Origin of the sequence: Streptomyces sp. NPDC057617, assembly GCF_042800555.1 — a bacterium.
Lineage (GTDB): Bacteria > Actinomycetota > Actinomycetes > Streptomycetales > Streptomycetaceae > Streptomyces.
Genome location: NZ_JBHVGV010000004.1, coordinates 328,054 through 352,504 on the forward strand (window position 1 = coordinate 328,054; position 24,451 = coordinate 352,504).

22 protein-coding genes are annotated in these 24,451 nt (G+C 71.8%); 8 read left to right on the top strand and 14 right to left on the bottom strand.

The genetic code is table 11. The features are described 5' to 3' along the window. Positions 1-11: 11 nt before the first annotated feature. From ACFU9P_RS13050 to ACFU9P_RS13060, 3 genes are all read right to left on the bottom strand, one after another. On the bottom strand, positions 12-671 hold the full coding sequence (locus ACFU9P_RS13050; protein WP_376373585.1) for a DUF5063 domain-containing protein: 660 nt from the start codon (positions 669-671) through the stop codon (positions 12-14). Next, on the bottom strand, positions 664-1,263 hold the full coding sequence (gene recR, locus ACFU9P_RS13055) for a recombination mediator RecR (protein WP_376373588.1): 600 nt from the start codon (positions 1,261-1,263) through the stop codon (positions 664-666). Before recR ends, ACFU9P_RS13050 begins: the two co-directional genes overlap by 8 nt. A 109-nt stretch (positions 1,264-1,372) precedes the next feature. Next, positions 1,373-1,729: a YbaB/EbfC family nucleoid-associated protein gene (locus tag ACFU9P_RS13060; protein ID WP_217311092.1), complete on the bottom strand. Its 357-nt coding sequence runs from the start codon at positions 1,727-1,729 to the stop codon at positions 1,373-1,375. A 300-nt stretch (positions 1,730-2,029) separates the two neighbouring features. Here ACFU9P_RS13060 and ACFU9P_RS13065 point away from each other — a divergent pair, with 300 nt between their 5' ends. Next, positions 2,030-2,872 carry an SLATT domain-containing protein gene (locus ACFU9P_RS13065; protein WP_376373591.1) on the top strand — a complete coding sequence of 281 codons (843 nt, stop codon included), beginning with the start codon at positions 2,030-2,032 and terminating at the stop codon, positions 2,870-2,872. A gap of 101 nt (positions 2,873-2,973) precedes the next feature. Here ACFU9P_RS13065 and ACFU9P_RS13070 read toward each other — a convergent pair whose 3' ends face one another. The 4 genes from ACFU9P_RS13070 to ACFU9P_RS13085 all read right to left on the bottom strand — a co-directional run bounded on the left by ACFU9P_RS13070 (position 2,974) and on the right by ACFU9P_RS13085 (position 8,967). Continuing rightward, positions 2,974-3,624, bottom strand: coding sequence for a hypothetical protein (locus ACFU9P_RS13070; RefSeq protein WP_217311093.1), 651 nt, complete (start codon positions 3,622-3,624; stop codon positions 2,974-2,976). Between the two features lie 185 nt (positions 3,625-3,809). Next, on the bottom strand, positions 3,810-6,515 hold the full coding sequence (locus ACFU9P_RS13075) for a dolichyl-phosphate beta-glucosyltransferase (protein ID WP_384080051.1): 2,706 nt from the start codon (positions 6,513-6,515) through the stop codon (positions 3,810-3,812). 143 nt (positions 6,516-6,658) lie between these two features. Next, a complete protein-coding gene (locus ACFU9P_RS13080; protein ID WP_384079609.1) occupies positions 6,659-7,342 on the bottom strand; it encodes a GntR family transcriptional regulator in 684 nt (227 codons plus the stop codon). 254 nt (positions 7,343-7,596) lie between these two features. Further along, a complete protein-coding gene (locus ACFU9P_RS13085; protein WP_384079612.1) occupies positions 7,597-8,967 on the bottom strand; it encodes an aspartate aminotransferase family protein in 1,371 nt (456 codons plus the stop codon). 204 nt (positions 8,968-9,171) lie between these two features. Here ACFU9P_RS13085 and ACFU9P_RS13090 point away from each other — a divergent pair, with 204 nt between their 5' ends. Then, on the top strand, positions 9,172-9,531 hold the full coding sequence (locus ACFU9P_RS13090; protein ID WP_376373860.1) for a helix-turn-helix domain-containing protein: 360 nt from the start codon (positions 9,172-9,174) through the stop codon (positions 9,529-9,531). Positions 9,532-9,605: 74 nt separating this feature from the next. Continuing rightward, entirely contained in the window at positions 9,606-10,013 is a 408-nt protein-coding gene (locus ACFU9P_RS13095) for a VOC family protein (protein WP_376373599.1), read from the top strand. Positions 10,014-10,049: 36 nt separating this feature from the next. Here the strand turns inward: ACFU9P_RS13095 and ACFU9P_RS13100 are convergent, their stop codons facing one another. Further along, a complete protein-coding gene (locus ACFU9P_RS13100) occupies positions 10,050-10,418 on the bottom strand; it encodes a helix-turn-helix domain-containing protein (RefSeq protein ID WP_384079617.1) in 369 nt (122 codons plus the stop codon). 56 nt (positions 10,419-10,474) lie between these two features. Continuing rightward, complete coding sequence (locus ACFU9P_RS13105) at positions 10,475-11,239, bottom strand: GlxA family transcriptional regulator (protein ID WP_384079620.1); 765 nt, start codon at positions 11,237-11,239, stop codon at positions 10,475-10,477. A gap of 135 nt (positions 11,240-11,374) precedes the next feature. Here ACFU9P_RS13105 and ACFU9P_RS13110 point away from each other — a divergent pair, with 135 nt between their 5' ends. Both ACFU9P_RS13110 and ACFU9P_RS13115 read left to right on the top strand, forming a co-directional pair. Then, positions 11,375-12,013 (top strand): HD domain-containing protein, encoded by a 639-nt coding sequence (locus ACFU9P_RS13110; protein WP_376373605.1) that lies wholly within the window; start codon positions 11,375-11,377, stop codon positions 12,011-12,013. Between the two features lie 301 nt (positions 12,014-12,314). Beyond that, entirely contained in the window at positions 12,315-14,981 is a 2,667-nt protein-coding gene (locus tag ACFU9P_RS13115; protein WP_384079624.1) for a protein kinase, read from the top strand. A 271-nt stretch (positions 14,982-15,252) separates the two neighbouring features. On the opposite strand, the gene ACFU9P_RS13120 is transcribed toward ACFU9P_RS13115, so the two are convergent. After that, complete coding sequence (locus ACFU9P_RS13120; RefSeq protein ID WP_384079627.1) at positions 15,253-16,536, bottom strand: adenylosuccinate synthase; 1,284 nt, start codon at positions 16,534-16,536, stop codon at positions 15,253-15,255. A gap of 325 nt (positions 16,537-16,861) precedes the next feature. Here ACFU9P_RS13120 and ACFU9P_RS13125 point away from each other — a divergent pair, with 325 nt between their 5' ends. Beyond that, on the top strand, positions 16,862-17,719 hold the full coding sequence (locus ACFU9P_RS13125; protein ID WP_384080054.1) for a diacylglycerol kinase family protein: 858 nt from the start codon (positions 16,862-16,864) through the stop codon (positions 17,717-17,719). Between the two features lie 126 nt (positions 17,720-17,845). Here the strand turns inward: ACFU9P_RS13125 and ACFU9P_RS13130 are convergent, their stop codons facing one another. Next, the gene (locus ACFU9P_RS13130; protein ID WP_384080056.1) at positions 17,846-18,451 is read right to left on the bottom strand and encodes a GbsR/MarR family transcriptional regulator; all 606 of its coding nucleotides are present in this window, start codon (positions 18,449-18,451) and stop codon (positions 17,846-17,848) included. Between the two features lie 115 nt (positions 18,452-18,566). Between ACFU9P_RS13130 and ACFU9P_RS13135 the strand changes: the two genes are divergently transcribed. Beyond that, the gene (locus tag ACFU9P_RS13135; protein WP_384079630.1) at positions 18,567-19,553 is read left to right on the top strand and encodes an ATP-binding cassette domain-containing protein; all 987 of its coding nucleotides are present in this window, start codon (positions 18,567-18,569) and stop codon (positions 19,551-19,553) included. Further along, entirely contained in the window at positions 19,550-21,199 is a 1,650-nt protein-coding gene (locus tag ACFU9P_RS13140; protein WP_384079633.1) for an ABC transporter permease, read from the top strand. The genes ACFU9P_RS13135 and ACFU9P_RS13140 overlap by 4 nt, the downstream gene beginning before the upstream one ends. Before the next feature lie 87 nt (positions 21,200-21,286). Here the strand turns inward: ACFU9P_RS13140 and ACFU9P_RS13145 are convergent, their stop codons facing one another. The 3 genes from ACFU9P_RS13145 to ACFU9P_RS13155 form a co-directional block, all read right to left on the bottom strand. After that, complete coding sequence (locus ACFU9P_RS13145; RefSeq protein WP_376373619.1) at positions 21,287-21,946, bottom strand: response regulator; 660 nt, start codon at positions 21,944-21,946, stop codon at positions 21,287-21,289. After that, entirely contained in the window at positions 21,943-23,274 is a 1,332-nt protein-coding gene (locus ACFU9P_RS13150) for a sensor histidine kinase (protein WP_384079637.1), read from the bottom strand. Before ACFU9P_RS13150 ends, ACFU9P_RS13145 begins: the two co-directional genes overlap by 4 nt. Positions 23,275-23,520: 246 nt before the next feature. After that, a complete protein-coding gene (locus ACFU9P_RS13155) occupies positions 23,521-24,405 on the bottom strand; it encodes an alpha/beta hydrolase (RefSeq protein ID WP_384079641.1) in 885 nt (294 codons plus the stop codon). Between the last annotated feature and the right edge of the window lie 46 nt (positions 24,406-24,451).

A 24,451-nucleotide genomic window follows, 5' to 3' on the forward strand; every position in this document is an offset into this window, starting at 1 on the left:
GGACAGGTGAGTCAGCGGGAAGTCGGGAGGCCTAGAGGGGCGGCGATTTCCGCTGCCATTACTTTGCCAGCCTCCTCCGCGAGCGCGTCCTCGCTCAGGTCCTGGTCCGTGTCCAGGCCGTCGAGGGCCGGGAGGGGCTGGTCGAGGCGGACGTGGGCGACCAGGGACTGGAGGGCGCGGAGGGTGGCGGAGGCGGTGGAGCCCCAGCTTGAGAAGTACGAGAACTGCCACCACCACAGTGCCTCGGTCGTACGGCCCGCGCGGTAGTGGGCCATGCCGTGGCGCAGGTCGGTGACGACTCCGGCGATGTCGTCGGAGATACGGGCCGCCACGGGCGCCTTGCGCGGCTCGTACGGGTCGAAGACCTCCGAGTACACATCGATCGGCTCAAGGATCACGGCGAAGCGCTCGCGCAGCTCGTCGACGTCCGGTTCCGGGCCGAGATCGGGCTCGTACCGTTCCTCGGGGAGGATGTCCTCGTGTGCCCCGAGCCGGCCGCCGGCCAGCATGAGCTGGGAGAACTCCAGCAGCAGGAACGGTACGGCGCTGTCCGGCTCATCGCCCTTCGCCACTTCCGTGACGGCCACGATGAAGCTCTCGATCTGGTCGGCGATCTGGACCGCGAAGTCGTCCGGATCCTGATGGGCGGCGTGCAGCGTTGCGTCAGACATCGAGAAGTCGTCTCCCCTCGAAGGCACGCCCGAGCGTGACCTCGTCGGCATATTCCAGGTCGCCCCCCACGGGCAGACCACTGGCCAGGCGTGTGACCTTCAGGCCCATGGGCTTGATCATGCGAGCGAGGTACGTGGCCGTGGCCTCGCCCTCCAGGTTGGGGTCGGTCGCCAGGATCAGTTCGGTGACCGCACCGTCGGCGAGACGGGTCAGCAGTTCGCGGATCCGCAGATCGTCGGGGCCGACCCCCTCGATGGGGCTGATCGCGCCGCCGAGCACGTGGTACGTACCGCGGAACTCGCGGGTGCGCTCGATCGCGACGACGTCCTTCGGCTCCTCGACCACACAGATGACCGCCGGATCGCGGCGCGTGTCACGGCAGATCCCGCAGCGCTCCTCCTGCGCGACATTGCCGCACACGGCGCAGAACCGGACCTTGTCCTTGACCTCAAGGAGCGCGTGGGCGAGGCGGCGGACATCGGTCGGCTCGGACTGGAGGATGTGGAAGGCGATCCGCTGCGCGCTCTTGGGACCGACGCCGGGCAGCCTGCCCAGTTCGTCGATGAGGTCCTGAACCACGCCTTCGTACAACGGATTGCCTTTCCTGATGCTGTGATCCTGCTGTGGTGAGTACGTACGTATCCGAGTGCCGCGTGCCGGGACTCGCCCCGTACGTACGCTAGTTGGTGACGGGGGCTCCTTAGAAGGGCAGTCCCGGCATACCTCCGAGGCCCTGCGCCAGCGGGCCCAGCTTCTGCTGCTGAAGCTGCTGCGCGTTCTCGTTCGCCGCGTGTACGGCCGCGATCACGAGGTCCGCGAGCGTCTCGCCCAGCTCCTGCAAGGAGGACGCGGACTCGGGGTCGACGGCCTTGGGGTCGATCACCAGCCCCCGCAGTTCGCCCGAGCCGTTGACGGTCGCCTTGACGAGGCCACCGCCCGCCTGGCCGTCGACCTCGGTCGCCGCCAGCTCCTCCTGTGCCCGTGCGAGGTCCTGCTGCATCTTCTGGGCCTGCTGGAGCAGCTCGTGCATATTGGGCTGACCACCACCGGGAATCACAGTCACTCCTGGCATTCGACGACGTTTTTCTCCGTAAGGCGAGCCTACGTGGTCACCGGGCGGCCCGCTCCACCCCACCGGAACGAACTCTTTCGAGTGAGAGCCTCACAGCTTCTCCACCTGTTCAAGGCCCACACGTGGGAGTAAATGCCGGGATTTCCGGCACGCGGCCCACCATTCGGCGGTAGGAATGCATGCACGAAACCGCCCGACGTGTCGCCCGCCCGCCCGTCGATCCGCCGACCGCCCCGACCACGCACAGCCATGCACCGTCACAGCAGACCGCAGAGGAGTGCCCAGGTGAGCCAGCCGGAGATGCAGCCCGGAGGCCCTGCCCGGGAGGAGGAGACCTCGTCCGACGCAGGTGCCGGAGCCGGTGATGCCGGAGCCGGGGGTGGCGCGGGCGGTGGGAGCGCCGACGGTGGGGGTGCCGGAGGTGGTGCCGTACCGCACGGCGGCGAGGCGGACGGCGATCTGACCGGCGGCCCCTTCCCGCTCGGCGACTGGGGCGAGCCCGCGGAGCGGCTCGACGAGCTGTACCGCTGGGTCGAGACCGGGGCGCTGCGCACCGTCGACTGGTATCTGACCACCCGGCTGCGGAAACGGCGCGCCGCCCGTGTCCTGCGGACCGCGACCGCGCTCGGCGGGACCGCGGGCGCCGCCCTGCCGCTGCTGGATCTGACCGGGGCGCTGGAGGGCGCGGCGGGCTGGGGCTATCTCTCGCTGCTGCTCGGCGCCGCGTCGCTGGCCTGCGACCGGTATTTCGGGCTGACGTCCGGGTGGATGCGGGCGGTCGCGACCGCGCAGGGGGTGCAGCGCCGCTTGCAGACGCTCCAGTTCGACTGGGCGTCGGAGTGTGTACGGGAGGTCCTCGGGCCGACGGAGGGCACGGCGAGCGAGGCGGCGGAACGGTGTCTGACGGTGCTGCGGCGGTTCACCGAGGATGTAACGGAGCTGGTACGGGCGGAGACGGCGGACTGGATGATCGAGTTCCGCGCGGGCCCGGCGCCGCTGGTGATGCAGTCGATGCCGATGGGCGGGGCGCGGGGCGAGGGCTCCGTACCGCCGCACCCGGGGCGGTTCCCGCTTCCCCCGGGCACCCGGCCGAACATGCCGAGGCAACGGCCCCCGGAGCCGCGGTGACGGCGGGGCGGGGGCGGCGGGCGCAGGGCGCGGTGACGGTGGACGCGGGGGGCGGGGCCGGGGCCGGCGTGTGGGTTCCGCCGGCCCCGGCCCTGCCCGGATCAGCTGAAGATGATCATTGAGCCCTGGCCCAGGCTTCTGGTGGCCGCCGCGTGCAGCCCCAGCCAGACATGGCGCTCCCGGGCGAACGGACTGTCGTCGTACGGGATCGAGGTCGCCGGTTCCTCCAAGGACGTGGGGCGCTCCGGCGGGGCGGGGGCGGCCGGGGGGTTGGCCGGGTCGATACCGATCGCCGGGGCGACGATCTCCAGCTCCCGCAGCAGCCCTTGCGTGGAGCCCAACGGGCCGCCGCCCGCGAGGAGTTCGTCGTTCGACAGGGGCGCGTCGTAGTCCACGGGGACATACGCGCCCGCGTGGTCGTAGTGCCAGACGAGATGCGACTGCTGGGCCGTCGACTCGAACATCTCCAGCAACTGCTCGTAGTCCCCGCCCAGTTCGCCGACCGGCGTCACCGCGAGGCCGCAGAGCTGGAGCAGGTAGGCGCGGCGCAGGAAGTGCAGCGCGTCGTAGTCGAAGCCGGCGACCGGGGCGACATCGCCCGACAGGCCCGGCATATAGGCGAAGACGGGGACGGACGGCAGCCCGGCGTCGCCGAGCGCCTTGTCGTATACGGCGATCTCTTCGGCGAAGGGATTGTCGGGGCTGTGGCACAGCACATCGACGAGGGGGACCAACCACAGGTCACAGGCCAAGGGAGGCTCGCTCTCCAACGGGTCGTACGCGTGCGCGCGATGGTCGGGACAGCGTAATGCGGCGGGCACGTTCAGCGAAGGGTCCCCGTCGGGGCGCGGGTGCGCGACCAGGTGGTTGACGCGCCGTCAGGTGGCTTCGGGGAGGCCGGTGCCGGGCGCCCCGGCGCCCTGGTGTCCGGTGCTCGTCATCCCGTACGGACAGCTCCGGCCGCCGCACTCGTGGTCCCGGTCGGTGGCAGGTCCCAGATCCAGACGCCGCCGATCCGCTTTCCCGGGCGTCCGAACAGCTTCTCCAGCATTTCGTACAGCGCCGCGTCATTGGCCTGGGGCGCGAGCACCACCACGCCAGCCCGCCAGAAGGCGAGGTCGAAGCGGGCCTGCGCCCGCCAGTTGGCGCCGATGACCGGGGCCTGGCCGCTGTAGCGGACATCGCGGAAGAGGTTCGAGGTGTAGCGGGCGGGGGCGCCGTAGATGCCGATGCGTTCCTCGCCCCAGGGCCCGTTGAAGTAGCCGCCGGGTACGGAGAATCCGAGGCCGGTCGCGGACTGCCAGTGCAGCGCCTCCGCGCTGCCGGGATCGGGCAGCGGCACGGGTACGACGGTCTCGCCCTTCGTGACGTACGCGCGGTACATCCCGTCGGCGATGAACGGCGGGACGTCCGGGCGGTCGCGTACCGGCAGCGCGGTCGGCAGGATCGGGACCAGCGCGGCGGCCACCGCGGCGAGCCCGATGAGCCGGTGCCTGCGCCAGCGCGCGGCGGCGGCCGCGGACGCGGACGCGGGGCTCGCGGACATGGGGTCCAGGTCCGGGGGCGGGGAGGCGGGGCTTGGCGACGCGGGTGCCGTCAGCCGGGCCGTCGCCAGCGCCAGCAGCGCGCCGAGCGCCGGGGCGCAGATCATCGCGACCCGCGACTCGATGACCGACTCGAAGAGCGGCTGGTGGGCGAGGACCCGCCAGGGGCCCGGCAGTACGACATCCGTGAAAGGGATCCGGACCTTCGGCCCCAGCGAGAGCAGCGCCGCCGCGACCGCCGTGAACGCCAGCGCCCTGACCGCGGCGAGCCGCCACAGCCACACCACGATCCCGAAGGCGAGGGCGATCAACGGCCAGCCGTAGAAGGCGTTCTGCTCGGTACGGTTCATCGCGAGCGCGTCGGCGGTCGTCTCGTCGCCGAGCAGCGCGCGGCCGGAGAACTCCAGGAAGGCGAGCGGGCTGTTGCCCGCGTTGTCGCCGTGCAGAACGCTGTGGTAGCTCTGCGGGCCGAAGAACTGCCAGTACAGCGGGAACGCGAGCAGGGGCAGACAGACCTGTAGGGCGTAGCCGAGCCCGGTGAGCAGGGGGCGCAGGGCCGCGCGCGCGACATCACGCCGTACCACCGCGTACGCCAGCGCGAAGAGCAGCATGCCCATCGCGGCGAGCAGCAGCGGTTCCTCGCCGAGGAAGATCTGGTACGTGACGAAGAGGCCGAGCAGCAGGCCGTCCCGCATGACGCGACGCGCCTCGTCCTCTTCACGCGCGTTGCGGGCTTCGCAGAGCCGGAGCGCCCGGTCGATGATCACCGGGATCATGAAGAGGACAAGGAAGTTGGGGTGCGCGTTGGCGTGCGACATCATCGGGGGCGCGAACGCCGCGAGCCCCGCGCCGAGCGCCGCCGCGCGCCGGTCGCTCACGAGCCGGCGCGCGAACAGCCAGTACCAGGAGTAGGCCGTGCCCGCCAGCCCGAGGGTGAGCACGAGCGCCCAGGTGACGGTCGGGCCGAGCGCGAGCGTGACGGGGGTGAGGGGGACGGAGAGCCCGAGCATGGCGGTGTTCGCCATCAGGTTCACGCCGTCGGGGACGTTCTGGAGCGTGGTGAACAGCGGGTTCCGCAGATGTACGACGTTGTCGGCGGTGACCCGGAAGAACCACTCCCACTGGTTCTGGTCCGACCCGGCGTCGGCGAGATAGGCGTGGTCGAGATCGGCCCACAGCCCCTTGTAGAGGTAGAGGGACGCGAGCAGGAACAGCCCGGCGACGGCGAGATCGGTACGACGGGAGCGGGGGGATCGGGGGGTGCGGGTGGCGGAGGCGGCTGTACGGGCACCCGCGTCGGCGGGGGCGCTCGTACGGGGTGCGGTACGGGCGTACGCGCCGGTGCTGCCCGGTTCGCCCGAGCGCCCGGCCCGGAGCCGTACGAGTTCCAGCAGCACCCTGCCGTAGTCCAGCGGCCGTACCTTCGAGCCCGGCTGGTGCGCCCAGCGGACCGGGACCTCCGTCACCGGCCAGCCGGAACGCCGGAAGAAGCGGAGGATCTCGACGTCGATGCTCCAGCCGTCCAACCGGGAGGCGGCGAAGGCCGTCCGCGCCTGCTCGCCGTCGAAGAGCTTGAAGCCGCACTGGGTGTCGCTGATGCCGTCGACGGCGACGAGCTGTATCAGCCGGTTGCCGACCCGCCCGAGCCATTCGCGCAGGGCGAGCTGCCGTACCTCGATGCTCGCGTCGGGGTGGGCGCGCGACCCGATCGCCGCGCCCCCGCCGTCCGCCGTGAGCTGCTTGTCGAGCCGGTCCAGTTCTTCGATGGGGGTGGCGAGATCGGCGTCGGTGGCAAGGACACGACGACCGTACGAAGCGAGGACGCCCTGGCGGAGGGCATGTCCCTTGCCGTGGTTGCCGTCGCTGGTCAGCACCTGGATCCGCGGCTCACCGGCCGCGGCCTCGGCGGCGATCGCGCCCGTGCCGTCCGTGGAACCGTCGTCGACGACGATCAGCTCCCACACACCCCAGCGGACCGGGTCGGCGGTCAGATACGCGCGAATGGCATCGAGGGTGGGGCGCAAACGGGCCTCTTCGTTGTACGCCGGTACAACAACGCTGAGATCCACGCGCCCGGAGTGCACGCCCCCGGAGTGCACGCCGGGGACGCCGCTCTTGTCGTCCCCGGCCTTGTCGCCCCGGTCCTTGTAGCCCGCGTCCTTGTCGCCTCCGGCCTTGTCGCCTGCGGCTGGTCCCTCCGCCGGCTCCGATGCGTTCACGCCGTCCCCGCCCCCGTTTCCGCTCACCGTGGCGAACTCTCCAGTCTGTCGGCCCACTTGAGCGCGTGGTCGTCGTATTCCGCGATCACGGCGCGTACCCCGGCGGCGTCGCCGAGGGTCAGGGCGTCGACGAGCTGTTCATGCCCGTTCCACAGCCACTTGCCGCCCTCGGTGTCCTCGCGGAGGAACGGGACGGAGAAGACCCACGCCTGCACACGCAGCCGGTGCAGGAAGTCGGCGACATAGCGGTTGGCGACCAGCGCGCCCAGCTCTCGCCAGAAGCGCAGGTCGTAGCCGATGAGGATGTTCAGGTCGCCGCATCTCGCCGCGCGTGCGGCCTCCTCGGCCCGGCGCCGTACGGACACCAGCTCCGTACCGTCCGCCTTGGTCGCCAGGCGTTCGCCGTCCAGCTTGCCGAACACACCGTCGACGATCAGCGCGCGCGCCTCGACCATGCCGCGGAAGTCGTCGATCGAGAACCGGTGGACCCGGAAACCGCGGTGCTGGTCCGAGTCGAGCAGATCCTGCGCGGAGAGATCGACCAGGGCCTCCCTGACCGGGGTCGCCGAGACGCCGTACTGCTCGGCGATCTGCTTGACGGTGAACTCCTGCCCCGGCAGTAAACGCCCTGCCAGCACTTCGTCACGCAGCGCGTCCGCGATCTGCTGCCGCAAAGTGCTGCGGGTCACGGCTCCGCTGGCGGGCATGGTCTTTCGTTCCCCTCATCCGGCTCCGGACACCTTAAGGCAGCGGATGGGGGAGGGCGGGATGGGACGGAAGGTGTGACGGAGCCGACGCGGGGGATGCGGCCGGGCCGGGGCATGTGCCGGGACCACATGTGTCCGAGCCCCATGTCGTGACATGTGTCCGGGCCACATGTCGTGCCCGGCTGTGTGCTCGTGCCCGGCCATGTGCGCGGCACACCTGTGGTCACGCCACACCCTCCGCCTCCCCGGCCCGCCTACCCCGCGTACTCGTCCGCGACCGTCAGCGCCCCGTCCAGGATCGCCAGCCCCTCCTTCGCCTCCGCCTCGGTGATGTTGCAGGCGGGGACCGCGTGCGTACGGTTCATGTTCACGAAGGGCCACAGGCCGTTCCGCTTGCAGGCGGCGGCGAAGGCGGCCATGGGCGCGTTCGCCGCGCCGGTCGCGTTGTACGGGACGAGCGGCTCGCGGGTCTCCTTGTCCCTGACCAGGTCGAGGGCCCAGAACACCCCCGTACCGCGGACCTCGCCCACCGAGGGATGGCGGGCCGCCAGTTCGCGCAGCCCGGGGCCGAGGACCGTCTCCCCGATGTGCGCCGCGTGCTCGACGATCTTCTCGTCCTCCATCACCCGGATCGTGGCGACGGCCGCGGCGCAGGCCAGCGGATGGCCGGAGTAGGTGAGCCCGCCGGGGTACGGACGGGTGGCGAAGGTGTCCGCGATCCCGGCGGAGATCGCGACGCCGCCGAGCGGGACGTACCCCGAGTTGACGCCCTTGGCGAAGGTCAGCAGATCCGGTACGACCCCGTAGTGGTCGGCGGCGAACCACGCGCCCGTACGCCCGAAGCCCGCCATCACCTCGTCCAGTACGAACACGATGCCGTGCCGGTCGCAGATCTCCCGTACACCCGCGAGATAGCCGGGCGGCGGCGGCATGATGCCGGCCGTGCCCGGGACGGTCTCCAGGATGACCGCCGCGATGGTCGCGGGGCCCTCGAAGGCGATGGTCGTTTCGAGGTGCTCCAGCGCGCGGGCGCACTCCTCGGCCTCGGTCGTGGCGTGGAAGGGCGAGCGGTAGAGGAACGGCGAGTGGAAGTGGACGACGCCGGACGTTCCGCTGTCGGACGGCCAGCGGCGCGGGTCGCCGGTCAGACCGATCGCGGTGGAGGTGGCTCCGTGGTACGAGCGGTACGCGGACAGCACCTTCGGGCGGCCGGTGTGCAGCCGGGCCATACGGATCGCGTTCTCGACGGCCTCGGCGCCGCCGTTGGTGAAGAAGATCTTGTCGAGATCGCCGGGGGTGCGCTGCGCGATGAGGCGCGCGGCCTCGGACCGTACGTCGACCGCGAACCCGGGCGCGAAGGTCGTGAGCCGCCCGGCCTGTTCCTGGACCGCGGCGACGACGGCGGGGTGCTGGTAGCCGATGTTGGTGAAGACAAGACCGCTGGTGAAGTCGAGATAGCGGTGCCCGTCGTAGTCCCAGAAGTACGAGCCTTCGGCGCCGGCGACGGCGAGCGGGTCGATCACTTCCTGCGCGGCCCAGGAGTGGAACACATGAGCGCGGTCGGCGGCCTTGACGGCAGCGCCCGCCGCCGGATCGGCCGCCGCAGGATCGGTAAGGGGGATCATGTGGGCCAGGGTAGAGAGTGCCTGGTGGGGCGCGGTACGGCCAGGGTGTATGGCGTGGGCGGCGCGGCTGAGCATGTTGTCGGGTGTCGGGCGTGCGGGCGGGTGAGAGGCGGAGTGGTCGCCGGGGCCGTTACGGGCGGTGGGGAAGCGTGGTGTGATGGGGCTGTGAGTCGTGCCGCTGCCGCTGAGGAGTCCAACCGTCGCATGCTCCGTGCGCGCGACGCGATGGACCGTTCGTACGCGCAGCCGCTGGACGTGCCGGCCCTGGCGCGGATCGCTCATGTGTCGGAGGCGCACTTCACACGTACCTTCCGGGCCACATTCGGCGAGACCCCTCACCGCTACTTGCAGCGCCGACGTGTCGAGCGGGCGATGTTCCTGCTGCGGGAGACCGACCTCAGTGTGACGGAGATCTGCTACCAGGTCGGTTTCGGCAGCCCGGGAACCTTCAGCCGTACGTTCCACGACATCGTCGGCCGGTCACCGAGGACGTACCGCAAGGAAGCGGCGGCCACGGGCGTACCGACGTGCTTCACGATGGCGTGGACGCGGCCGAGCGCCTGACCCACCCTGTGGTGCCGACCGACTGAGCAGTTTCGGATAAGTTTTTGTCCGGCTTGCCCGCTAGCGTGAGTCACATGTTCAACGCCATCACGCATTCACAGATATACGTTCTCGACCAGGACGAGGCTCTCGACTTCTACGTCGGCAAGCTCGGTCTGGAAGTTCACGCCGATGTCGACCTGGGCTTCATGCGCTGGCTGACCGTCGGCGTGCCCGGTCACCCTGAGCGGCAGATCCTGCTGGAGAAGCCGGGCGCTCCGGCGATGCCCGAGGAGACGGCCCAGCAGGTCCGCGAGCTGGTCACAAAGGGGGCCATGGGCAGCGTCATCTTCAGCACGGAGGACTGCCGCAAGACGTACGAGACGCTGCTGGGCCGGGGCGTCGAGTTCACGCAGGAGCCCACCGAGCGCCCGTACGGAATCGACTGCGGCCTCCGCGACCCCTTCGGCAACAACATCCGCTTCACCGAGCCGAAGGCGTAGCCCCGGGCTCGGGCTCAGCCCTTCACGTCACAGCCGTTACCCCCGCGGCGCACCCGTCGTACGGAAGCGGGCCCGGTAGGCGGACGGGGGGACTCCCAGGTGGCGGAGGAAGGTGCGGCGGAGGGACTCGTCCGTGCCCAGTCCGGCGCGCCGGGCCGCGGCCGTCACCGTCTCACCCGCCTCCAGAAGCGCCTTCGCGGCCTCCAGCCGTACCGACTCGACGTACGCCGCCGGGGTCGTGCCCGTCTGGTCGTTGAAGACGCGTGAGAGGTGGCGGGTGCTCAGGCCGGCGCGGCGGGCCAGGGCCTTTCGTTTGGGTCTGGCTGGATCAGGGAGCGGGGTCTGGTGCCGTGGATCGCAAGGCGGAGGAAGGAGCCCACGCGGAGCGTAGGCGACTGACGACAACGCGGCGAGGCGCGGTGCCAGGGCCCGCGAGCCCAGCCAGACCCAAACGAGAGGCCCTAGGTCGGGAGGGAGTGGTCGGCCGCCGGGTCCGCCGCGATCTCGCGCAGCAGTTCGCGCAAGCCGTCGTGCGGCGGGTTCGGCGTACGCGCGGCGACCGAGAACTGCGACTGCCCGCCCGGCCGCCGCAGGAACACCACCAGGTCCTTCGCCACCTCCCGCGCCAGATCCGCGCCCTCGTCCTCCTCGACCAGCGCGAGCGCGAGATCGATGCCGGCGGTGACCCCGGCCGAGGTGTACGTACGGCCGTCCCGTACGAAGATCGCGTCCGGTTCGACGGTCACCGCCGGATAGCGCCTGGCCAGGGCCGCCGCGTGCCGCCAGTGGGTGGTGGCGCGGTGGCCGTCCAGCAGCCCGGCGGCGGCCAGCGCGAACGCGCCGGTACAGACGGACGCGACTCGCGAGGACCGGCCGGCGAGGACGGTGACCGCGTCGAGCAGTCCGGTGGGCGGCGGGCGCAGAGGCAGTTCGTCCGAGCCCGGGACGACGAGGGTGTGGGCGTCGGCGATGCCGGCGACCGCCATGTCTGCGTACAGGCGGGTGCCGGTGGAGGTGGTCACCGGGCCGCCGTCCGCCGAGCAGACCACGGTGTCGTACGGGCCGCCGGGCCCCGCTGGATTGCCCGACCCCGCCGGGTTGTACGCGCCGCCCAGGCCCGTCGCCGTACCGAACACCTCCAGGGGCGCGGCCACGTCCATCAGCCGAACGCCGTCATAGACGAACACCACGATTTCTTTGCGCGCCCCGCGCGTGCTGCCCCGCATGACACCGACCGTAGCCCGGATCGATGGCCGGATGTGTGGGATGTGTGTCCCCGGAGACATGGCGAGAGGGCGCCACCTGGCCTGACATTGGAGGCATGGCCTGGTATCGCACGCCCCACCCGAAAGGAACCTGCCATGACCGAGCGCATCGCCGGCATCGAGATCCCCGACAGCGGCCTCGTCAAGGAGGCCACCGAGCTGGTGCGGGACATCGAGAGCCCCCTGCTGTACGACCACTCCCGCCGGGTCTTCCTGTTCGGCTCGCTCCAGGGCCGACGGCGCGGCCTCTCGTACGATCCCGAGCTGCTCTACATCGGCGCGATGTTCCACGACCTCGGCCTGACCGAGCGCTACCGCACCTCCCACCGGCGCTTCGAGATCGACGGCGCCGACGCGGCCCGCGACTTCCTGCTCGGCCAGGGGCTGCCGGCCGAGAGCGCGCGGATCGTGTGGACCGCGATCGCCCTGCACACGACACCGGAGATCCCGGCGCACATGGAGCCGGAGGTGGCGCTGGTGACGGCGGGGGTGGAGTTCGACGTGCTGGGGATCGGGCTGGACACCGTGCCGGAGAACGTGCGGGACGCGGTGGTCGCGGCGCATCCGCGGCCCGACTTCAAGCACCGGATCCTGCGGGCGTTCACGGACGGCATCGAGCACCGGCCCGAGACGGCCTTCGGCAATGTGAAGGCGGATGTGCTGGCGCGCTTCTCGCCGGGGTTCGTACGGACGGACTTCGTGGACGTGATCGAGAACTCGGCCTGGCCGGAGTGACGGCCGGCGGCGCCGGGTGCCGTGCCGGGCCCGGACGCCGTGACCGTGCCGCGCCGGGTGCGGTGGCCGCACTGGCCGGCCGGGTCTTGGCTCGCCGGGCGTTGGTACGCCGGGTCCGTCCGGCCGCCGTTTCGTCCTCAAACGCCGGACGGACCGAATCACCCCCCGCGCAACTCCCCGCAGTGTCGTTCGAGATAGTCGGGATACCCGGCAAGTCCCTTCGCCTCATGCGAGATGATCCAGGCCGGACACCGGACCGGACGTACGACGTACGGGGAGTACGAGGAGGGGCCGCGCGGCCATGGAGAAGCTGGTAGCAGGAGATCCGCAACGCATCGGCGCCTACCGGCTGCTGGCACGGCTCGGCGCGGGCGGCATGGGCCGGGTCTATCTGGCGCGCTCGGACCGGGGCCGTACGGTCGCGGTCAAGCTCGTACGGCGGGAGCTGGCCGAACAGGAGGAGTTCCGCAACCGGTTCCGGCAGGAGGTCGCGGCGGCGCGGCGGGTCGGCGGCGCGTGGACGGCGCCGGTGCTCGACGCGGACACGGAGGCGCCGGTGCCGTGGCTGGCCACGGGGTATGTGGCGGGGCCGACGCTCCACTCGGTCGTGTCCGGCGGGCACGGTCCGCTGCCGGAGCGTTCCGTACGGATCCTCGCCTCGGGGCTCGCGCACGCGCTCCAGGACATCCACGCGGCCGGGCTCATCCACCGGGACCTCAAGCCGTCGAACGTGCTGGTGACGATCGAGGGGCCGCGCGTCATCGACTTCGGGATCGCCCGCGCGCTGGAGACGGTCACGGCGGAGGGGCTGACACGGACGGGCGCGCTGGTGGGGTCGCCCGGCTTCATGGCGCCGGAGCAGGTACGCGGGGACCGGGTGACGGCGGCGTGCGACGTGTTCTGCCTGGGCTCGGTGCTGGCGTACGCGGCGACGGGGCGGCTGCCGTTCGGCGGGGCGGACAGTGGCGCGCACGCGCTGATGTACCGGATCGCGCAGGAGGCGCCGGACCTGTCCGGGCTGCCGGAGCAGCTCGCGATCCTGGTGCACGCGTGCCTCCAGAAGGAACCGGCCGCGCGGCCGACCACACGGGACATCCTGGCCCGCGTCGGCGAGGCGGCGGACGCGGGCGCGGGCCCCGGCGGCGAACCCTGGCTGCCGGGCGGCCTGCTGGCACAACTGGGCCAGCACGCGGTGCGGTTGCTGGAACACGAGGACCCGACGGGCCAGATACGGACCCCGGAGCGAAGGGAACCGCGGGGGTCGGGTGCGGTGCCGCTGGGGGTGGCGGGCGCGGCGGGCGCGGTGCCGGGGGCAGTGCCGGCGCCGGGCGCGGGAGTTGTGCCGGGGGCGGGTGCGGGGGTCGCGCCAGGAGGGGGTGCGGGTACCTCGCCGGGTGCGGGAGCTGTGGGAGCTGTGCCGGGGCCGGGAGTGGCCGGGGCAGTGCAGCCGGGTGCGAAGGGGGCGCCCGCGGCTGCGGCGACCGCGGCGGCTGCCGGGCAGGGGTCTGCGCAGCAGGCCGTCCCGACTGCGGCCAAGGCGCCGTCGACGCAGGTGCCTGCGGGGACCCCGGCGGCACCCACCGGGCCGCCTGCTGAGCCGCAGGCTCAGGCCGGACCGGGTCTGGAGGCACAGCCTCAGGTACCGCACCAGCCGCAGGGCCAGGCAGCACCGGGGCAGCAGCCCCAGGCACAGACACAGCTACGTCCGGAGCCGGCGGCTCAACGGCAGCCGCAAGCATCGGCATCGGGTCAACCGCAGCCTCAGGGCCCGGGCCACGGGCAGCCGCAGGTCCAGATCCCGGGTCAGCAAGGCCGAGTTCAGGGTCAGACTGGGCCGCAACAGCAGGCCCAGGCGGGCCGACCGCAGGGACAGCCGCAGCCACCGGCACCGGCACCAGCACCGGGTCAGCCGCAGCACCTGAGCCAGGCCCAGGCCCAACCGCAGGGGCAGCCGCAGGCTGAGCAGCAGCCTCAGGCACCGGCACCGGCACCGGGTCAACCACAGCAGCAACACCAGAGCCAGCCCGTACCCCAGGCCCAGGTACCGGGCCAGGTACAGCGCCGGCCACACAGCGAGCCTGCGGCCCACGGCCAGCCGGTGCCGCCGCAACAACCGAACGGCCAGGGCCACGGACAGCCCCAGCCCCAGGGCCAGCCGCCCCTACCCGCACCCGCCACCCACGCCCTGCCCACCGTGCTCAACGCCTCGGTCGCACCGGCCGTACCAGCGGCGCCGCAGCCCGTACCGCAGCAGCCCCATCCGTACCGCGGCTACCAGCCCTACAGCCAGTACAGCCCCGCCGGCGCCACGAACCCCGCCGGCCCCGCCAACCCCTTCGGGCCCACCCCGCCGTACGGTCCGGCCCCCGTGCCCGCGCCGGAGCAGCCTTCCAAGCGCAGTGCCCGCGGGACCGCCGCGCTCATCGTCGTCGCGCTGATCGTCGCGATCGGGGCGGGCGGATCCGTGTACGCGTTCATGAACGGCGGCAGCGCGCAGGACGATGGGCAGGCCGAGGCCGGCGCCTCCCCCGCCCCCAAGGCGCCCGCCGACAGCACGCCCCCGTCCAGCCCGACCGCCTCGCCGACCGACACGGCGGGCGCCGGCGCCGTACCCGAGGAGTACCTCGGGAGCTGGTCCAGCGGGCTGGAGACCGCCGCCGGGTTCAGTACCCGGCGGCTTGTCATCCGGCAGGGCGAGATCGGCGAGACGGTCCTCACCCTCACGGCGGACGGCCCGGCGCAGGACGGCGGGAAGTACCACTGTGTCTTCGAGGCGCCGCTCGCCGCCGCCCCCGAACCCGGCGCCCCGCTCCGTATCGGCCCCTCCGAGGTCACCGAAGGGGAGCCGATGTCGTCCTGCACCCCGGGGAAGCCGACCGAGCTGACCATACGGCCGGACGGCAGCCTCCACCGGGAGTCGAAGGGCGGGGAGTCCCTCACGTACGGCAAGGACACCGAGAGCGGCTGACCCCCGCCCGGCGGTCCGGCCCGAAAACCGGCCCCCGCGCCTAGGGCGTGTCTTCAAAGTCCCGTCTGCCCGGCGACGCCTGGCACGCACGCTCGCCGCGTTGTCGGGATCATCCAAGTACGTCCAGTACGAGGATGACCCTCCGCCTTGCGATCGCACGCACCAGACGCCGCCAGGCCCGCCCTGCGGGCGGACGACGCTACTTTGAAGACACGCCCTAGCCGTCCCCGGGCCCCCGCCCCTCCGCACCAGCCAGAACTACCGGCCAGAACTACAGGAACGAGTTGATCTGGATCGTCTCCGTACGCCCCGGACCCACCCCGATCGCCGACACCGGCGCCCCCGACATCTCCTCCAGCGCCTTCACATACCCCTGCGCGTTCTTCGGCAGGTCGGTGAAGGACTTCGCCGTCGTGATGTCCTCCGACCACCCCGGCAGGTATTCGTACACCGGCTTCGCGTGGTGGAAGTCCGTCTGGCTGTACGGCAGTTCCTCGACGCGCCGGCCGTCGATCTCGTACGCCACACAGACCGGGATCCGCTCCCAGCCGGTCAGGACGTCCAGCTTGGTGAGGAAGAAGTCGGTCAGACCGTTGACCCGGGTCGCGTACCGCGCGATCACCGCGTCGAACCAGCCGCAGCGCCGGTCGCGCCCCGTCGTGACCCCGCGCTCGCCGCCGATCCGGCGCAGCGCCTCGCCGTCGTCGTCGAACAGCTCGGTCGGGAAAGGACCGGCGCCGACCCGGGTCGTGTAGGCCTTGAGGATGCCGATGACCCGGCTGATCTTGGTCGGCCCCACGCCCGTGCCCGTGCAGGCGCCGCCCGCGGTCGGGTTGGACGAGGTGACGAAGGGGTACGTGCCGTGGTCCACGTCGAGGAGCGTCCCCTGGCCGCCCTCGAAGAGGACGACCTTGCCCTCGTCGATGGCGTTGTTGAGCACCAGGGTAGTGTCGGAGACGTAGGGCTTGAGCTGGTCGGCGTAGGTCAGCAGCTCCTCGACGATCTTGCCGGATTCGATGGCGCGCCGGTTGTAGAGCTTGGCGAGGATCTGGTTCTTGAAGTCGAGGGCCGCGTCCACCTTCTGGGTCAGGATCGACTCGTCGTACAGGTCCTGGACCCGGATACCGACGCGGTTGATCTTGTCGGCGTAGGTGGGGCCGATGCCCCGGCCCGTCGTACCGATCTTCCGCGAACCGAGGAACCGTTCCGTCACCTTGTCGATAGTGGTGTGGTACGAGGTGATGAGATGAGCGTTACCGCTGATCAGGAGCTTGGACGTATCGACACCACGCTCGTTGAGCCCGCTCAGCTCGGAGAGCAGGACGGCCGGGTCGACCACCACTCCGTTACCGATCACCGGGACACATCCCGGGGAGAGGATTCCGGAAGGGAGGAGATGCAGTGCGTACTTCTGGTCGCCCACGACGACCGTGTGACCGGCGTTGTTGCCGCCCTGATAGCGCACGACATAGTCCACGGATCCACCGAGCAGATCGGTGGCCTTTCCCTTGCCTTCGTCACCCCACTGAGCACCGAGCAGCACAAGTGCGGGCACAGGCGTACACCCCTTCCGGGCGGGGCATGTCCAAGGTCGGGGGCCGCGCACGCCGTCCATGCGGCTCATGCGGCTCATGCTCATGTACGCCGTACGACATCGCACGCACACACACGCACGACATCGCATCACGCAGTAGCCACTGAAACCGCTGTACCGCTGTACGACTCTGCTGTACTGCTGTACCGCTTGTATGACTGTACGAGCTTGTACGACCGTACGAGTCAGCCCTGACCGTCGAACCGGTGCCCCGGAATAGACGAAGCCCCTGGCGCAATAGCGCAAGGGGCTCTTGCACAAAGATGCTACCCGAGGAAGGACCGAGCTGTTGGCTCCAGAGCCCGCCGAGAACGGCGCGCAGCAGCTTCTGGTGGTCATCGACCCGGTCGCCAGCAGAGCCGACGGCGAATCGGTGCGGATCGCAAAGGACGTGCTCAGCGCGGGTGCCACGGTGAAGTTCTGCTTCCCCGACGGCCCCGAGGAGTTCGCGCGGGCGCTGGCCAGACGCGGGAACAGACGGCCGGTGGTGGTGGGCGACGACCGGGCGCTGCTGCGTACGGTCTCGCTGCTGCACCGCGAGCGGGAGCTGGCCTCCGGGGCGCTCTCGCTGGTGCCGGTGGGGGCAGCCGTGGATCTCGCGCGGTCGCTGGGCGTGCCGACGGGCGCGGTGGCGGCGGCGCGCGCCGTGCTGGACGGGGTGGTGCGCCGGCTCGATCTGCTGGTCGACGACAGCGACGGGGTGGTGCTGGGGGATCTCCGGATCCCGGCGCTGCCCGCACTGCCCGCGCCGTCCGCGCCGGGGGCGGCGCCGGTGGCCGCGTCGGTCTGGCACGCGTGCCGTTCGCTGGTACGGACGCTCGTACGGCCTGTTCCGCAGGCGCTCGCGGCGCATTCGCACCGGCTGCGGGTGGAGGCGGACGGGGTCGTGCTGAACGATCTGGACGAGCCGGTCGAGGGCGTGACGGTGCGGTCGTGCGGGGGGCGCGCGGAGATCGTGATCCGTACGTACGCGTCGCCGGAGCCGGTGCGCGCGAGCGCGCTCTCGGTGACGGTGTCGGGGGCGGACTTCCGCTACCGGGCGGACGCCCGGGTGACAGGGCCGGTACGGACCCGGACCTGGACGCTGCGGCCGGACGCCTGGGAGCTGACCCTGCCGAGCGGTACGGTGCCGGTGCGGCCGTAGGCGCGGGGGCCTCGGGGCGGGCGGGCTTCCCGCGCGGGGCGGGCGTGGCTTCCCGCGCGGGGCGGGCGTGGCTTCCCGCGCGGGGCAGGTGTACGGGACGATCCGGCGTGCGCGGGCATGCGGAGGTCAGGCCTGCGGGAGCGCTCCGTCCGCCTCCGCCGGGCGCAGCCCCTCCTGCTGGATCCGCCACCGCTCCATCAGGGACCCGAGTTCCTTGTGGAGGAACGCGAAGAACTCCACCGTCTCCGCGACCCGCGCTCCCGCCGGGGTGTCTGCGCCGAGCGATTCGACACCGGCCAGCAGGGTGCTCTCCCAGCGGATCAGCACCGAGTCCCGGTTGGCGAAGGTGGCGTACCAGAGCTGATGGTGGAGCCGGTAGCGGTCACGGCGCGAGCCGGGGTCGCGCTCCCTGCTGACCATGCCGACCTGGCTGAGATAACGGATCGCCCCGGACACCGCGGCCGGACTGATGCTGAGGCGCTCGCTCAGCTCCGCGGAGGTCAGGCTCGCGTCGTCCGAGGAGAGCAGGGCGGTGAAGACCCGGGACGCGGTGCGTTGCATTCCGGCCTCGGTCATCTCGGCCGCGAAGCGCTCGACGAAGCGGGAGACGGCCTCCTCGTCCCGCTGCGGGCCGGGCCCGCCCGTACCGCCCGTACCGGCTGCACCGCCGCGCTCACCCGTACCACTCGTACCGCCGCCGCCCGTACGGCCCCCACCGCTCCCGCCGCTCATCGCCCCATCGCCTCCCTGCTCGCCATCCGCCCCGGTCACTTCCCGATCTTAACCCGACCCCTTTTGACGTTTTCTTAACTTCACAAGTTTGTGAAAGTAGCGTACGTTCCGAAGCATGACGAAGGCAATCACGGTCGCCGGACTGCACAAATCGTTCGGCCGGACACACGCGCTGGACGGTCTCGACCTGACCGTCGAGACCGGCGAGGTCCATGGCTTCCTCGGCCCCAACGGAGCGGGCAAGTCCACCACCATCCGGGTCCTGCTCGGACTTCTGCGCGCCGACTCCGGCGCGGCGCAGCTCCTCGGCCGGGACCCGTGGAAGGACGCGGTCGAACTGCACCGGCGCGTGGCCTACGTACCCGGCGATGTGACGCTGTGGCGGAACCTCTCCGGGGGCGAGGTCATCGACCTGTACGGGCGGCTGCGCGGCGGGTTGGACGCGGCACGCCGGGCCGAGCTGGTCGAGCGATTCGAACTCGACCCGACCAAGAAGGGGCGTACGTACTCCAAGGGCAACCGGCAGAAGGTCGCCCTGGTCGCCGCGTTCGCCTCGGACGTCGATCTGCTGATCCTGGACGAGCCGACCTCCGGGCTCGACCCGCTGATGGAGGAGGTCTTCCAGCGGTGTGTCGAGGAGGAGCGCGACCGGGGCAGGACCGTGCTGCTCTCCAGCCATGTGCTGAGCGAGGTGGAGGCGCTCTGCGACCGGGTGAGCATCATCCGGAAGGGCGTGACCGTGGAGTCGGGTTCGCTGTCGGAGCTGCGGCATCTCACCCGTACGAGCGTGAGCGCGGAACTCGTCGGCGCGCCCGACGGACTGGCCCGGCTGCCCGGCGTCCATGACCTGGCCGTTCAGTCGGTCGAGGGGGGCCGGGGCCACCGGGTCAGGCTCCAGGTCGACACCGAGCATCTGGACGCGGTGCTGCGTTCGCTCTCCGAGTCCGGGATCCGCTCGCTGACCAGCACGCCGCCGACTCTCGAAGAACTGTTCCTGCGCCACTACGCGGCCGATGGCACCGACCCGGCCGACGCCCCGACCACGGGCCCGGGCACGGCCGTCAGCGGAGCGAGCGGCACCGACGCGGCGGTGTCCCGATGACCGCCACCGCCACCACCGCCTCCGTACCGGCCTCGCGCGCCGGAGGCTCCCGCCATCTCGCCGGGACCGGGCCGCTGCTGCGGCTCGCGCTGCGTCGCGACCGGGTCATGATGCCGGTGTGGGTGCTGGTCATCGGCGCTTCCTACATGTCCGTCGCGCAGTCCTTCGCCGCGCTGTACGACACGGCCGCCAAGCGGGCCGACGTCGTACAGACCACGGCGAGCAACAGTTCGCTGCGCGCGCTCTACGGCCCCATCTTCAGCGACTCCCTCGGCGGGCTGGCGACGTGGCGCATGATCGGCTTCGGAGGCGCCTTCGCGGCCGTGATGAGCCTCATCATCGTCATCCGGCACACCCGGGAGGAAGAGGAGACCGGCCGTCAGGAGATGCTCTCCTCGGCGATGGTCGGGCGGCGGGCGCCGCTGACCGGCGCGCTGCTGGCGGCGCTGACGGCGAACGGGGCGCTGGCGGTGCTGGTCACCGTGGTGATGGCCGCCTATGCGCGGGGTGAGGGCGAGAGCGGCGACGGGCAGTTCGCCGGTTCGCTGGCGGTGGGGCTCGCCACGGCGGGTGTCGGCATGCTCTTCGCCTGCACCGCCGCCATCGCCGCGCAGATCACCGAGAACGCACGGCTGGCGAAGGGGCTGACGGCCGCCGTCACCGGCGCCGCGTTCGTCCTCAAGGCCGCGGGCGACGCGGCGTCCGCCGACGGCTCGTCCGTACTGACCTGGCTGTCCCCGCTCGGCTGGGCCGAGAACGTCCGGGCGTTCGCCGGCGAGCGGTGGTGGGTGCTGCTGATCCTGCTCGCCGCGATCGGTGTCCAGGCCGTCATCGCGTACACCCTGGCGGGGCGGCGCGACATCGGGATGAGCTTCCTGCCCGCGCGGCCGGGCCCGGCGCACGGCCGGCTCGGCACGGCGGGCGCGCTCGCCTGGCGGCTCCAGCGGGGCAGTGTCCTCGGCTGGGGATCGGGTTTCCTGGTGGCCGGGCTGATCTTCGGCGGTCTCACCGAGGGCGCGGCCGACCTGGTCGGCGACAACGAGCAGACCAGGGAGATCTTCGAGCGCATGGGCGGGCAGCAGGGGCTGACCGACTCGTTCCTGGCCGCGATGACCGGCATGCTGGGCATGATCGCGGCGCTGTACGTGGTCGCCTCGGTGCTCCGGCTGCACGGCGAGGAGACCGGCCAGCGCGCGGAACCGGTACTGGCGGGCGCGGTCGGCCGGCTCCGCTGGGCGGCGGGCCACCTCCTGATCGCGTTCGGCGGCGCGGCCCTGATCATGCTGCTGGGCGGCCTGGGCCTGTACCTGGGCTACGGCCACCGCCTCCCCGGCATCCTCGGCGCCTCACTCGTCCAGCTCCCCGCGATCTGGGTGGTGGGCGGACTGGCTGTCCTGCTGTACGGCCTGTTCCCCAGGGCGGCCGCGGCGGCCTGGGCGGTCGCGGGCCTCACCCTGGCCCTGGGCTGGATCGGCCCGGCGGTGAACCTCCCCCAGCCGGCCATGAACCTCTCCCCCTTCACCCACCTCCCCAAGCTCCCGGGCGCGGACATGACCTGGCCCCCGGCCCTGATCCTGACGGCGGTGGCAACAGCGCTGGTAGCGGCGGGCCTGACAGGCCTGCGCCGCCGGGACATGCTGACGTAGGGCCATGCCGTACGACACCGGCCCGCTTTGTCCACAGCCTGTGGATGAAGCGGGCCGCAGCGTACGGGCACGTGACCGGGGGGCGGATCAGCCCGGCGTCACCAGGCGTGCCTCGTACGCGAAGACCGCCGCCTGGGTGCGGTCGCGGAGGCCCAGTTTTACCAGGATGCGGCTCACGTGCGTCTTGATCGTGGACTCCGCCACGACGAGGTGTTCGGCGATCTCCGCGTTCGACAGGCCCTGGGCGATCAGGACCAGGACCTCCGTCTCGCGTTCGGTGAGGTCGCCGATGCGGGCCATGGCCGGGGCGCGTGGGGTTTCGGAGAGTTTGGAGAACTCCGTGATCAGGCGGCGGGTGACGGTGGGGGCCAGGAGGGCTTCGCCGGAGGCGACCACTCGTACGCCGTCCGCGAGCTGGCGCGCCGAGGCGTCCTTCAGGAGGAAGCCGGAGGCGCCCGCGCGGAGTGCCTGGTAGACGTATTCGTCGAGGTCGAAGGTGGTCAGCACCAGCACCTTCGCGTCGGCGTCCGCCGCGACGATCTCGCGGGTCGCTTCGATGCCGTTCAGCTCCGGCATGCGGATGTCCATCAGGACAACATCGGGGCGCAGGGCCGTGACCTGGGCGATCGCCTCGCGGCCGTTCACCGCCTCCCCGACGACCTCGATGTCCGGCATCGCGTTCAGCAGGACGGAGAAACCCTCGCGGACCATCACCTGGTCGTCGACGATCAGCACGCGGATCGTCATGCCGCGTCCCCTTCCGGCTGCTGGGCCCCGCCCTCGGCATCCCGCCCGTCCCGCTCCGCCGCCGCGACCGGTATGAAGGCCACCACCTCGTACCCGCCGTCCTCCGTGGGCTCCGCGGTCATCTCGCCGCTCAGCATGGCCACCCGCTCCCGCATCCCGGTGATGCCGTGCCCGGCCCCGGGCGACGGCTTGACCAGGCCCTGCGGCGCCGTGTTGACGATGCGCAGGCCCAGCCCGCCCAGTACGTACGCGATCTCGACCCGCGCGGTCGACCCGGGCGCGTGCCGCAGCGCGTTGCTCAGCGCCTCCTGCACGATGCGGTACGCCGACAGCTCGACGCCCGGCGGCAGCTCCCGTACCGCCCCGGTGACCGTCTTCTCCACGGTCAGACCGGCCTCCCCGACATTCGCGAGCAGCCCGTCGAGTTCGGCGAGGGTGGGCTGCGGGGCGTCGGGGGCCTGGTAGTCCGCCGCCCGTACGACCCCGAGCACCCGGCGCAGCTCGGTCAGCGCCGCGACCGCGTTCTCCCGGATCGTGACAAAGGCCTGCTCCAGCTCGGGCGGCGGGTTCTCCACCCGGTACGGGGCGGCCTCGGCCTGGATCGCGACCACCGACATATGGTGCGCGACCACATCGTGCAGCTCACGGGCGATGGTGGTGCGCTCCTCCAGGAGCGTGCGCCGGTCGCGTTCGACCGCGGTCACGCTCTGCTGCGCCGCGACCTCCTGCTCCGCCTTCCTGCGCACCTGGAGCAGGCTCACGGTCAGCAGGACGAGCGCGGAGACGAAGAGCATGGGGACACCCGAGGAGCTGTACCCGTACGGGGTGAGGAACACCTCGGAGAACACCACGTACGCCGCCGTCATCACCCACAGCCAGGCGGCGGTGCGGGGGCGGGTACGGGCCGCCACCACCGTGATCACGATCAGATAGGCGGCGAAGGCGCTTGGCTCCCAGGGCCAGTCGCGGTATCCCACAGCACTCAGCACGGCGGACAGCGCCAGCGCCAGCCACCAGGCGCCGACCGGCCTGGTCAGGGTCAGCAGCACCGGCGCGACGGGCAGCACGCGGAACAACGAGCCACCGTCGGCGAAGCCGATGAACAGCACCAGCAGCGCCCCGGCCACGATGACCGCGTGCGGGGTCCGGGCCGCGTACTCGCGTGTCCGGCCCGGCAGCCGGCGGGTGAGCGGGCCGTCCGTCCGCATGGGGGCCAGCGGGCGGTAGGCGAAGGCATCGTGGAAGAGGTCCTGGCGCAGGCTCCTGAACGCCCCCGCGGCCAGGCGGAACTCTGGGCTCCGGGCCTTCCCGGTATCTGTCTGGGTCACGCTGCCACGGTAGGGGCAGGGCGGGGACGGGGTCGTCACCACGGAAGCGGATCCTCAGCCGTCCGTCCCAGGTACTACGCGGGTCCGGGCGCGGTACGAGGACTCCCCGCGGGGAGAGCCGCGGGCCGGGTGCGGATCGGGGCCTGGTCGGGGCCGGATCGGGGCCTGGTCGGGCCGGGGCCGCTCGCGCTGTGCGAGGCGTCACGCCCGTACGCCAGGCCGTGTCCCGTACGTACCGGACCCCGCTCACCAGGCGAGTTGCGCGATCTCCTCCGCCACCACCGCGCACGCGTCCGCCTTCGGGTCGATCAGCGGGAAGTGGCCGACGTCCTCCAGCAGCGTCAGGCCGACCGTTTCGCCTGCCCTCGCCGCCGCGGCCACGTACTCCTCCGCGACCGTGTACGGCACGGTCAGATCCGTACGGCCCTGCACCACCGCCGTCGCGATCCCCGTCGGCAGCAGCGCCGCCGGGTCCGCGCTCTCCCTGCGGCGCTTGAACTCGTCCCCGCCGCCCAGCAGTTGCTGAATCGCTCCGCCGCACACATCCAGCTCCACGGCCCGCAGCAGATCCGCGATCGGCGCCAGCGCGACGACCCCGCGCAGCGGCGGCGGCTCCGGCAGCCGCCAGGGCGAGCCCTCCGGCAGCACGTGCCGGGCCGACGCCCACAGCGCGAGATGGCCGCCCGCCGAGTGCCCGGTCACCACGGTCCGCCGGGCGTCCGCGCGCGGCAGCGCGTCCGCGACCAGCGCGGGCAGCGCGTCCATCGCCGCCGCCACGTCGTCGAACGTCTCCGGCCACCGCCCCGCCAGCGGAGCGGCGCCGCCCTGCTGCGGAATCGCGGGCCCCCGCCGGTACTCGACGTTCGCGACGGCGAACCCGCGGCGGGCCAGGAAGTCCGCGAACGGCGTGAGGTGCCCGCGGTCGTACGGCGCCCGCCAGGCACCGCCGTGCAGGACGACAACGAGCGGCACCCGCTCCTGGTCGCCCCGGGGCGCGTAGAAGTCGATCACCTGATCAGGGTGGTCGCCGTACGCGGCGGTGGTATCGGGCCGGACGACCGGATGGGCCAGGACCGACTCGGTCTCTGCGACGTCACGCGCGAGGGCATCGGGCGCGGCGGGGTCCGGCATCTTGCGCCAACCTTTCGGTACGGGGGCCGAATTGACCTGATCAGCG